General features: G+C 62.6%; 10 protein-coding genes and 1 pseudogene. All 11 read right to left on the bottom strand.

Features of this window, described 5'->3' with window-relative positions:
• The coding region (gene ureG, locus VMR03_RS03430; RefSeq protein ID WP_325402299.1) for an urease accessory protein UreG at nt 1-569 on the bottom strand (569 nt) is incomplete at its 3' end.
• Nucleotides 566-1,300, bottom strand: coding sequence for an urease accessory protein UreF (locus tag VMR03_RS03425; RefSeq protein WP_325402297.1), 735 nt, complete (start codon nt 1,298-1,300; stop codon nt 566-568). The genes ureG and VMR03_RS03425, both read right to left, overlap by 4 nt.
• On the bottom strand, nt 1,239-1,775 hold the full coding sequence (locus tag VMR03_RS03420) for an urease accessory protein UreE (protein ID WP_325402295.1): 537 nt from the start codon (nt 1,773-1,775) through the stop codon (nt 1,239-1,241). The genes VMR03_RS03425 and VMR03_RS03420 overlap by 62 nt, the downstream gene beginning before the upstream one ends.
• Before the next feature lie 3 nt (nt 1,776-1,778).
• Nucleotides 1,779-3,485 carry an urease subunit alpha gene (ureC, locus tag VMR03_RS03415; protein ID WP_325402293.1) on the bottom strand — a complete coding sequence of 569 codons (1,707 nt, stop codon included), beginning with the start codon at nt 3,483-3,485 and terminating at the stop codon, nt 1,779-1,781.
• Nucleotide 3,486: 1 nt separating this feature from the next.
• Nucleotides 3,487-3,792, bottom strand: coding sequence for an urease subunit beta (locus VMR03_RS03410; RefSeq protein WP_325402291.1), 306 nt, complete (start codon nt 3,790-3,792; stop codon nt 3,487-3,489).
• Between the two features lie 7 nt (nt 3,793-3,799).
• Nucleotides 3,800-4,390, bottom strand: coding sequence for a HupE/UreJ family protein (locus VMR03_RS03405; RefSeq protein WP_325402289.1), 591 nt, complete (start codon nt 4,388-4,390; stop codon nt 3,800-3,802).
• A gap of 14 nt (nt 4,391-4,404) precedes the next feature.
• Nucleotides 4,405-4,704, bottom strand: a pseudogene (locus tag VMR03_RS03400) (urease subunit gamma); the annotation flags it as partial.
• A gap of 16 nt (nt 4,705-4,720) precedes the next feature.
• Complete coding sequence (locus VMR03_RS03395; RefSeq protein WP_325402287.1) at nt 4,721-5,584, bottom strand: urease accessory protein UreD; 864 nt, start codon at nt 5,582-5,584, stop codon at nt 4,721-4,723.
• Entirely contained in the window at nt 5,559-6,254 is a 696-nt protein-coding gene (urtE, locus tag VMR03_RS03390; protein WP_325402285.1) for an urea ABC transporter ATP-binding subunit UrtE, read from the bottom strand. Before urtE ends, VMR03_RS03395 begins: the two co-directional genes overlap by 26 nt.
• A gap of 3 nt (nt 6,255-6,257) precedes the next feature.
• A complete protein-coding gene (urtD, locus tag VMR03_RS03385; protein WP_325402283.1) occupies nt 6,258-7,019 on the bottom strand; it encodes an urea ABC transporter ATP-binding protein UrtD in 762 nt (253 codons plus the stop codon).
• Complete coding sequence (gene urtC / locus VMR03_RS03380) at nt 7,016-8,137, bottom strand: urea ABC transporter permease subunit UrtC (RefSeq protein WP_325402301.1); 1,122 nt, start codon at nt 8,135-8,137, stop codon at nt 7,016-7,018. Before urtC ends, urtD begins: the two co-directional genes overlap by 4 nt.
• Nucleotides 8,138-8,146 lie beyond the last annotated feature (9 nt).

The following is an 8,146-nucleotide window of genomic DNA, read 5'->3' as shown; positions in this document are numbered from 1 at the left end:
CCTTCCCGCGCCTTCATGTTGGTGAAGACATAGGGTCTTTCCCCGCGCATGCGTTTCGTATCGGCATCCATCACCTCGAGTGAAGCGCCGACCATCGGCGCAAGATCCGTCTTGTTGATGACCAGCAGATCGGAGCGTGTGATGCCGGGTCCGCCCTTCCGCGGTATCTTCTCTCCGCCCGAGACGTCGATCACATAGATCGTGATGTCGGCAAGTTCGGGACTGAAGGTCGCCGCGAGATTGTCCCCGCCGGATTCAATGAGAACGAGATCGAGCTTCGGAAAGCGCCCGCGCATTTCGGCGACGGCCGCAAGATTGATCGAGGCATCCTCGCGGATCGCCGTATGCGGGCAGCCCCCGGTCTCGACGCCCAGAATGCGGTCGTCGGGCAAGGCCCCCGCGCGCATTAGGATCGCCGCGTCCTCCTTTGTATAGATATCGTTGGTGATCGCGCAGATGTCGTAGCGATCGCGAAAGACCGTGCAGAGCGCTTCCATCAAAGCCGTCTTGCCGGAACCGACCGGGCCGCCGATGCCGACGCGCAGGGGACCATGGGGTGAAGGGCTCATGAGCGGAACAACCTCGTATATTGGGTTTCGTGTTTCATCGATGCGATGTCGGCCATGATGGTGACGCTCGCGAGGCGGGAAAGATCGCCGGTCGCCGCGTCCATGGCAGCCTCGCGCACCGCCGGTTCGATGGCGATGGTGACGCGCTGCCCATCGCTATGGCCGAGCGGAACGAGGCGCACGCCGGCGGAAATGAGATTCGCCGCAAAGGCATGCACATAAGCCTCGAGCACCGGCATGAGCGCCATGCCGTGATCCACCGCCGCCACGCCGACAGCGATCGGATAAGCGATGACGGGTGAACGATCGGCGCGCAAACGGTCGAGCGTCGGGCTCCCCCATGTCCGGCATGTCACCTCGCAGAAGGCGCGACCCTGTTGCTCGGTTTCCATGCGTCGCTCGGCGCTTCCAGCAAATGCGAGCGCATAGTCGGCGAGCCTGCCAAGCGTCTCATCGTCCCCACGCGACGCCACGCCATGCGCATGAGCGAGAAAGATCGCGTCATTGCGCCCGCTGCCAATAAGAACGATGTCGCAGAGCCATCGCGTCAGGCTCCCGGCATCATTGACCGTGCCCTCCTCGACCTCCCATTCGAGTCCATGCGAGTAGGAGAAGGAGCCCACCGGATAGGACGGAGACATCCATGTCATCAGTCGGTAGAGCGCGGCGCTATCCATGACCATGACTGTGTCCATGCGCATGGCCGTGATGATGATGATCATGGTGGTCATGGTCGTGATCGTCATCATGACTATGGCGGTGACCGTGATAAGCGGAAGCGGCCCCGCCATAAGCGCCGCCCTCCGGATCGAAGGGGGCGTCGAGCGAACGCACCTCCCCGCCAAGGCCCAGCACCATGTCGGCGATGACGTGATCCGCGCGAATACGCAATCGCTTCTCCGCGATCTCCGTCGGCAGATGCCGGTTTCCGAGATGCCAGGCGATGCGCGCGAGATGCAGCGGATCGGAACAGGTGATTTCCATCAGCGCCTCGGGAGCAGCCCGCACCAGCACCGTCTCACCGGATGAAAGCCGGAGCCCGTCTCCATCGCGCAGGTCCGGCACTTCCGAGAGATCGAGGATGAACTCTGTCCCCTTCGCGGCCGTCAGCACGATGCGGCGACGATGACGGTCCTGAAAATCGAGCAGGATGTCGTCGCTCACCGCGCCGGCCCAGCCCTTCAAAATCTGAATGACGCGCTTCATGATCTAGAACAGGAAATAGCGCTGCGCCATCGGCAGCACGGTTGCAGGCTCGCAGGTGATGATATCTCCGTCGACCCGCACCTCGTAGGTCTCCGGATCGACCGTGATCGACGGCATCGCGTCGTTATGCATCATATTCGCTTTTCCGATATCGCGCGTATGGTCGACCGCAACGAGTTCCTTCGATACGCCGAGCCGGGCCGCGAGTCCGTTCTCGACGGCCGCGCGCGAAACGAATGTGACGCTGCTCGACGCGAGTGCCTTTCCATAGGCGCCGAACATCGGGCGGTAATGCACCGGCTGCGGCGTCGGGATCGACGCATTGGGGTCACCCATCGGCGCGGCGACGATCATGCCGCCCATGAGGACAAGCGAAGGCTTGACGCCGAAAAAAGCCGGGTCCCACAGCACAAGATCGGCGCGCTTTCCGGGTTCGATGGAACCGACATGCGCGGCGAGCCCCTGCGCCACCGCCGGATTGATCGTGTATTTCGCGATATAGCGCTTCACCCGCGCATTGTCGTTGTCACCCATCTCCTCCGGCAGGCGGCCGCGCTGGCGCTTCATCTTGTCGGCGGTCTGCCAAGTGCGGATCAGCACTTCGCCGACACGACCCATGGCCTGGCTGTCCGACGAGATGATCGAGAAGGCGCCGAGATCGTGAAGAATATCCTCCGCCGCAATCGTTTCGCGTCGAATGCGGCTTTCCGCAAAGGCGACGTCCTCCGGGATCGACGGATCGAGATGATGGCAGACCATCAGCATGTCGAGATGTTCGTCGAGCGTATTGATCGTGTAGGGCCGTGTCGGATTGGTCGAGGACGGCAAGACGTTCGGAAGGCCGCAAAGCTTGATGATGTCCGGCGCGTGTCCGCCGCCCGCGCCTTCGGTATGGTAGGCATGGATCGTCCGGCCTTTGAAAGCCGCAATCGTGTCCTCGACGAAGCCACTCTCGTTCAGCGTATCGGTGTGGATCATCACCTGCACGTCGAAGCGGTCGGCGACATCGAGACAGCAATCGATCGCGGCGGGCGTCGTGCCCCAATCTTCGTGCAGCTTCAGCGCGCAGGCGCCGGCCTCCACCTGCTCGATCAGGCCGCCCGGGAGCGACGCATTGCCCTTTCCCGCGAAGCCGAGATTCATCGGAAAGCCGTCGGCAGCTTCGATCATCCGCGCGAGATGCCAAGGACCGGGCGTGCAGGTCGTCGCATTGGTGCCGGTCGCCGGTCCCGTACCGCCGCCGAGCATCGTCGTTACGCCCGACATCAGCGACTCTTCGATCTGCTGCGGACATATATAATGTATGTGAACGTCGAGCCCACCCGCCGTAAGGATCTTGCCTTCGCCTGCAATCACTTCGGTGCCCGGTCCGACGATGATATCGACGCCCGGCTGCACATCGGGATTGCCCGCCTTGCCGATGGCGGCGATCCTGCCGTCCTTCAGGGCCACGTCCGCCTTCACGATGCCCCAGTGATCGACGATCAGCGCGTTGGTGATGACCGTGTCGACGGCGCCCTGCGCCCGCGTCGCCTGGCTCTGTCCCATGCCGTCGCGGATCACCTTGCCGCCGCCGAACTTCACTTCCTCGCCATAGATTGTGAAGTCCTTCTCGACCTCGATGATGAGGTCGGTGTCGGCGAGCCGCACCCGGTCGCCCGTGGTGGGGCCGAACATGTCCGCATAAAGGGCGCGCGCGATAATGGCCATCCTAGAGCGTCCCCATGATCTTCTGCTGAAATCCATAAACGGTGCGGGTGCCGCCAAGGGGAACGAGCGTCACGTCGCGCATCTGTCCCGGCTCGAAGCGCACCGCCGTCCCCGCCGCAATGTCGAGCCGCATGCCCTTCGCGGCCGCGCGATCGAAATGCAGGGCGGAGTTCACCTCGAAGAAGTGATAATGCGAACCGACCTGCACGGGCCGGTCGCCCGCATTGGAAACCTGCAGCGTCACGCGCAGCTGGCCAGCATTGAGAACGATCTCGCCCTCGGCCGGGAAAACCTCTCCGGGAATCATGGCGCCCTCACACGAAAAGCAGGATGCCGCCGACACCCGCCGTCAGCGCACCGCCGATCCGCACGAACTTCTGCCAGTCGGCGCCGCGCGCCGCGAGGCCGAGCGCCAACCCGGCGCCGTGAAGGGCGGCGGTCGATGCTGCAAAACCCAACGCATAGAGAAACGACGCCCCCGTCTCCGGCGCCTCGAGGCCATGCGCGTTACCGTGAAAGAGCGCGAAAGTGGCGACGATAACGGCGCCGGCCCATACGGACAGCATGGCCGAATTCGCGACCAGCAGGCCGAGTACGAGGATCGACGCCGCGATGCCGGGCTCGACGAACGGAAGCGCGATCCCCTCCATGCCGAGGAATCCTCCCGCCAACATGACGGCGACGAAGACCGACGGCCAGAACCAGAGCGCGCGCCCGCCACGCTGCGAAGCCCAGAGCCCCACCGCCACCATTGCCAGAATGTGATCGAGGCCGGTCACCGGATGCTCAAGCCCGCTCAGAAGCGTATGCGGCCCGAGATGCCCCGGATGCGCGAGGGCGACAGAGGGCAGCAGCAGCGCGACAATCGCGGCGGCTGCAGCGATGGAGATATTCGGCTGTTTCATCTGCGGTTCCTTCAGCGGATGGGGTTGTGAACGGTGACGAGCTTGGTGCCGTCGGGAAACGTCGCCTCGACCTGAATGTCCGGCAGCATTTCGGCGATGCCATCCATCACCTGGTCGCAGGTCACGACATGCGCACCTGCCTCCATGAGGTCGGCGACGCTGCGTCCGTCCCGCGCGCCCTCGACGACGAAGTCGGTGATTAACGCCACAACTTCCGGATAGTTGAGCTTGACGCCACGGCGCAAGCGGCGCTCCGCCACCTGCGCCGCTATGGCGATCAGCAACTTGTCTTTTTCCCGAGGCGTCAGAAGCATCTTTGCCGTTCCATGTTCAGATAGACCAGACGCGTGGCATCGACCTGCGTCGAAAGGCACCGAGGACCCGCATCAACTCCCTGTTGAGACAATAGCTGTCGGGCGCGACGGCGCGCATCACCATCAACCCGTCCCAGGCACTCGCGGCGGCCGGAAAAGGAACGGAGCCAAGCAGCTCCCGCATCTCCTCGAGCCGCGCACTTGCATCCGGAGCGACATAACGCATCGTCGTCATCGCGCGGTGGCCGTCGAGCACCGTCGCCCTGCCGAGCATCCGACCTATTTCCTCACCGCTCACGAACCTGTCGACATGAACGAGCCGCCCCCCGCGTTCGATGGTCCACACGTCGGACAGGCTTCCCGCCTCAACCGTCTCGCCCATCGCGGCGCGGCCGAAGATCACGCTTTCGAGCGCCATAAACCTCGCATCCGCCGCCATCGTCACCTGCGTCTCGCGCCGGAGACGCGCACCATCGAAGAAGATCGTCGGCTGCGGAAGCCAATCCATCGCCGCCCCGGCATCGAGGGTCAGCCTCACCGAAATCTCAGCCGGTTCGCCGATTGCGCGATAGACCTTCTCACAGGCCTGACTGGTGATCGTCGCCCCGGCGGCGGCTTCAACCTGCATCGCGATGTCAAGCTGATCGCCATCCGTCAGTCCACCCGCCGTATTGATTATGACCGCTTCCGGCGGCTCGTCTTTCGCAACATTCGGAAAGCGAACCTTCAATGCTCCCTGTTGAAAGCGTCGCGCCGCATAGGAGATTCCCTCCCGATTGGAAAATGTGAGATCGAGCGCACCACGGCTTCGCTGCAACCCGACGTCGTCCGCCTTCCCGATCCGCTCCGTAACTCTAGACCGTGAGATGACGGCGAACATTCTGCTCCACCATGTCGGCTTTCGCACCCGCCATGACCACCTGACCGCGGTCCATCACGACGAAGTTGTCGGCAAGCTCGACAGCGAAATCGAAATATTGCTCCACCAGAAGGATGGCCATTTCGCCCTTGTCGCGCAAATACAAAATCGCCCGGCCGATATCCTTGATGACCGAAGGCTGGATACCCTCGGTCGGCTCGTCGAAGATCATCAGCGACGGCCTCGTGACCATGGCGCGACCGATCGCAAGCTGCTGCTGCTGCCCGCCGGACAGATCGCCGCCACGCCGCGACAGCATCGACTTCAGCACCGGGAAGAGTTCGAAGACCTCGTCCGGTATCTCGCGTTTCTTGCCGCGCAGGGCCGCGAAACCAGATTCGAGATTTTCCTTCACGGTCAGCAACGGAAATATCTCGCGGCCTTGCGGCACATAGCCGATACCGCGCCGCGCGCGCTCGAAGGGGGGCAGGCCCGAAATGTCTTTGCCATCCCAAAAGATATTGCCGGCGCTGATCGCCTGGTGCCCGATGATGCCGCGCAACAGGCTCGTCTTTCCGACGCCGTTGCGGCCCATGATGCAGGTGATCTTGCTCGTCTCGGCTTTGACGCTGACGTTCCACAGCACCTGGGCGGCGCCATATTTCAGGTTGACGTTTTCGACGGAGAGCATGCGCTACCTTCCCAGATAAACTTCGATGACGCGCTCATCGGCACTGACATGATCGAGCGAGCCTTCGGCGAGAACCGAGCCCTCGTGCAACACCGTCACCTTGACGTCGAGGTCGCGGACGAATGTCATGTCGTGTTCGACGACGACGACCGTCCGCGTCTTGTTGATTTCGCGCAGAAGCGTGGCGGTCTTTGCCGTCTCGGCATCCGTCATGCCGGCAACGGGTTCGTCCACCAGCAGCAATTGCGGGTCCTGCGCCAGCAGCATTCCGATCTCGAGCCACTGCTTCTGCCCGTGCGACAGGTTCGCCGCCAGCATTGTCTTGGCGTCCGTCAGATGCACGATCTCGAGAAGTTCCTCGATTTTTTCCTTCTGCGCGCCCGACAACGATGCGACGAGCGTGCCGAAGACCCCGCGAGGCGCCTTCAGGGCAAGCAGAAGATTGTCCCAGACCGTGTGACTCTCGAAGACGGTCGGCTTCTGGAATTTCCGCCCGATGCCAAGATTTGCGATCTGCGCTTCATCGAGCGTCCGTAGATCGTGCCTGCCGTCGAAGAACGCCTCTCCTTGATCGGGGCGCGTCTTGCCGGTGATGACATCCATCATCGTCGTCTTGCCTGCCCCGTTCGGCCCGATGATCGCGCGCATCTCACCGCGCTCGAGCGCGAGCGAGAGCGCGTTAAGTGCCCGGAAGCCGTCGAAACTCACAGTGACCGCGTCGAGATAGAGAAGGTTCGATGGGCTTGGAGGTGTTCCCGCGGTCATGCGCCTGCCCTCTCGAGCTGTGCTTGCTGTTCATCCTCTGCCGGCGGCTCGGGGGCAATCGCGTCCGCCTCGTCCGGCGGCGGCGCGCCCTTTGCGCGGCGATAGCGCAAGGCGCCGAGAATGCCTTGCGGCAGAAAGAGCGTCGAAAAGATGAAGAGGCCGCCAAGCGCGAAAAGCCAGAGTTCCGGCAGAAAGCCCGTAAACCAGGATTTGAAGCCGTTGACGAGCAGCGCCCCGAGGATCGCGCCCACCAATGTCCCGCGCCCGCCTATGGCAACCCATATCACCGCTTCGATGGACGAAGCGGGAGCGAACTCGCTCGGATTGATGATACCGACCTGCGGCACATAGAGTGCGCCGGCGATCCCTGCGAGGCAGGCCGACACGACCCAGACGAAGAGCTTGTAGCGCTCGACGCGATAGCCGAGAAAGCGCGTCCGGTTTTCCGCATCGCGCACGGCGATCAGGACCTTGCCGAGCTTGGAGGTGACGATGGCCCGGCAGATCGCATAGCCGCCCGCCAGCGCGGCAAGGCTCGCGACGAAGAGAATATTCCGCGTCGTTTCCTTCTGGATGTCGAGGCCGAGAATTTCCTTGAAGTCGGTCAACCCGTTGTTGCCGCCGAAGCCCATGTCGTTGCGAAAGAAGGCGAGCAGAAAGGCGAAGGTCATCGCCTGTGTGATGATCGAAAAATAGACGCCCGTGACGCGCGAACGGAAGGCAAGCGATCCGAAGACGAAGGCAAGCAATCCCGGCACGAGAACGACCATTAGCATCGCGAAACCGAAATGATCGAAGCCGTGCCAGTACCAGGGTAGTTCCCTCCAGTTCAGGAAGACCATGAAGTCGGGCAGGATCGGATCTCCATAAACGCCACGCGGCCCGATCATGCGCATGAGATACATGCCCATCGCATAGCCGCCCAGCGCGAAGAATGCTCCGTGACCCAGCGAGAGAATGCCGCAATAGCCCCAGACGAGATCGAGCGCCAGGGCGAGCAGCGCATAGCAGATATATTTTCCGAGAAGCCCGACCATGAAAGTCGAGATATGGATCGGCCAGGACGCCGGTACGACGAGGTTGAAGAAGGGGACGATGATTGCCGCAGCCAGAAGCACGGCGTAGAG

Origin of the sequence: Parvibaculum sp. (assembly GCF_035511255.1) — a bacterium.
Classification (GTDB): Bacteria; Pseudomonadota; Alphaproteobacteria; order Parvibaculales; family Parvibaculaceae; genus Parvibaculum.
Note: the sequence above shows the minus strand (reverse complement) of the source record. Positions and strands in the feature narration are given on the sequence as shown.